Source organism: Actinocrinis sp., from assembly GCF_035605935.1.
Taxonomy (GTDB): Bacteria; Actinomycetota; Actinomycetes; order Streptomycetales; family Catenulisporaceae; genus Actinocrinis.
The window spans coordinates 1-3,095 of sequence record NZ_DATNGK010000251.1 but is presented as its reverse complement, the minus strand read 5'-3'; the positions used below and the strand labels follow the sequence as shown (position 1 = coordinate 3,095).

Sequence of the window (3,095 nt, the reverse complement as noted above, 5' to 3'; positions counted from 1 at the left end):
TGCTTCGTCGAGCAGCAGGATCGGCGCGTCCCGCAGGATCGCCCGGGCCAGCGCGACTCGCTGCCGCTGCCCGCCGGACAGCTTCACGCCCCGCTCGCCGACCATCGTGCCGAATCCGTCCGGAAGGGCGTCGGCGAACTCGGTCACGTGGGCGGCCTGCGCCGCCTGGCGGATCTCCGCGTCGGTCGCGTCCGGGCGCGCGAACGCGATGTTGTCGCGCAGCGTCCGGTGGAACATCGCAGGGTCTTGCGGCACGTAGGCGATCAGGCTGCGCAGATCCGACTGGCGCAGCCTGGTGATGTCCTGTCCGCCGATCAGGATCCGGCCGTCGCTGACGTCCATCATCCGCAGCAGCAGGCGGGTCAGCGTGGTCTTGCCGCCACCTGACCGGCCGACCAGGCCGAGCCTGGTCCCGCTCGGCACGGCGAGGTCGAGGCCGGTGAACAACGGCGACCCGCCCCCGTGCGCGAACGTCACGCGCTCGAAGCGGACGTCGCTCGCCGCCGGCCGCAGCGGCTCGGGCACGATCGGGTCGATCACGGTCGGCCGGGTAAACAGCAACTCGGTGAACTGCGCGGCCTCGGTCAGCGAGCTCTCCAGCTGACGGTAGATCTGGTTGAACTCGAACATGATCTTCGTCGCGTTGGAGTAGTAGGTGAAGGCGACGATGATCGCCTCGATGCCGTGCTGGCCCGCGCCGAGCGCGACCGCGAGCAGCAGGCCGAGCACGTTGGTCAGCACGGACATCGGCGCGACCAGCGAGTCGATGCGCAGGTTCGCGTAGTCCCAGGACCGTATCGACTTGCGTCGCTGGTCGGCGACGCGCTTGCGGTGCTCGGCGGCCTCCCGGTCCTCGGCCGCGAACGCGCGGATCGTGTCCATGTTCATCAGGCTGTCGGCGACGTGTCCGGACACGCGCGCGATCGCTTCCTCGCGCTGGTCGACGAGCCTCTGACGACGGCGGATCAGCGGTGCGATGCCGGCACCGGTGATCGCGATCACGCCGATGAGCCCGGCGACGAGCCACGGGTCGTAGCGCCACAGCACCACCGACGCGAACACCAGCGGCACGAGACTGCCGACGATGTTGAAGACCAGGTTGTCGGTGAAGTCCTCGAACCGGGACGCGAAGCTCAGCATCCGTTTGGTCAGCGAGCCGGCGAAGTTGTCGTGGAAGAACGCCGCGTCCCGCGCCAGCAGCTCGTCCATGCCGATCACGTACAGGTTCTCGATTCCGCGGCCGTCGAGGCGGTTCAGGCAGTGAATGCCGATCCGCCACACGACCTCGGCGAATAGCAGCACTCCGGCGAAGCCGAGCACATACGGCATCGCCGCGCCGATCCCGGCCAGCCCCGGGCCAGCCAAGCGGCCGACCAGGTGAGCGACAATCAACGGCGCGATGTAGAAAATACACGTGTTTCCCAGGGCGGGCAGCAGCATCGCGGGCACCGCGAAGCGCCGGAGCCTGGCCATCTGACGGCCGTAGTAGCGCAGCGCGAGCAGCACCGCCCGTTTCCGGGCCGGTGAGCCACGACTTTGTTCAGGCGTAGTCATCTGTTCCCATTCCAAGCAGCCAGCCTGGCCATGGTGCCTGACGGGAGGCCTCCACAGCGACCGGTTTTCCGGCCGCTGCCGGCCAGTCATGCTGTCCGCAATAGCGACGAGCCGGGCGGTGATCAGCGGGCGAATCCGGTGGCTGATTGGATAAGCCCATCCTGACGCCAGGCGATGCCGCCAGAGCAACTGGCGAGCCACCAGCGCGGACGTGGCGTCGCACCCCCTCTGTCATACCCGGCTGCTGAGCCGCAACTGCTGACGGCACCGAACAGCAGCGCCACGGCCGCTACCGCCAATCCGGCTCGCCTTCGCCAGCCGGCCATACTGGCTTCGACAGCGCCAGCGCCCAGCCGGTTCCCCACGCCAGATCCACCGCGGCTGCACGCCTGGACCGGTGATCGCTAAGAACCCGGCAACCGCGCCGGTCGGCGCCCTGCGCGCATCACTCACGCTCAAGACCGATCACGTAACGCGAGTCCGATGCCCCGTGGATCCGGTACGGCGGGCGGTCCGCCTGCGCATCCCCCGGTAGCCGGACCGGGCTCCTCGCAGTTGCTGACCCAAACGCTCCGCGGACCTCACGTCCGGGGCGTGCCGGGCGTCTGCAGGATGCGGAAGGGAGCAGACGATGACCGCGATGCGCGCCACCCGCCACCACACGACCGCAACGAGTCAATCCCTTGTGTTCCGGCGCGGCTGCCGCACCTGAAACCGCCTGATGCCGCGGCCGCGGCCGCCCGGACGACTGGCCAGTCACCGGCCACCGCCGGCACGCACCGCTCCCCGGCGCCTGTTTTCTCGCCCTATCGCATCCAAAGGGGGAAAGGCCATGGCCGCTGTTCACTACTACCTCGGACGCCCGGCCCGCGTCTGGATCTCGGCCCAGTCACGCCGCCGCCCCGCGCGGCCAGCCCGCACCGGCAGCGGACCCGCCCGCAGCGGCATCCCCGGCCAGCCCGCAACCGGATCCACCCCGTCCGTGCCCGCCGCGGCGCACGGCCCAGCCGGTACCTCGCGCCGCGCCGGCAACCCGGAGCCCCCCGGGACGGCGGCATCCGGCCTTCCCCCGCCGCGGCCCCCGCCCCCGCCGGCGGCCTGCTGGCCCGCCACCGCCCGCACGCCAGCAGCCCCACCCGCCAGCCTCAGACTCTTCCGGCGCACATCAGGCTCGCCGCGCCTATAGGCCAACGCGGTACCGGCGACCTACGTCAGTACGCCAAGAATGCGAAGAACGAATCCTCAAACACGTTGAGCAACCGGCCGCGACTTAGTCGCTACGACAGAACGTCGCCTCGGGGCGGCCGGCAGTCGTGTCGGCGGCGCGCAGACCATCCCCCCATAGAGTCAGTTCTGTTTCCACACGCGGGCAGCTTGCCTGGATAGGGACCTCGTGGTGGTTGCCTGCAGACGCTGCGTGTCCACTGCCACGTGTTGATGGCGCGGGGCTGGCCTTTCTCGTACTTCAGTTCAGGCCGGGGTGGCCCGGGGAATTGCTCCCCGGGCCACCCGACCTCAGGACCGATATGACTGAGGGAACC

The 3,095-nt window shown here is 69.8% G+C and carries 1 protein-coding gene; it reads right to left on the bottom strand.

Annotated elements, in window-relative coordinates; all coding sequences use genetic code 11:
- Positions 1–1,554: ABC transporter ATP-binding protein (locus VN779_RS20065; protein ID WP_325725624.1), on the bottom strand; the 1,554-nt coding region annotated here is incomplete at its 3' end.
- Positions 1,555–3,095 lie beyond the last annotated feature (1,541 nt).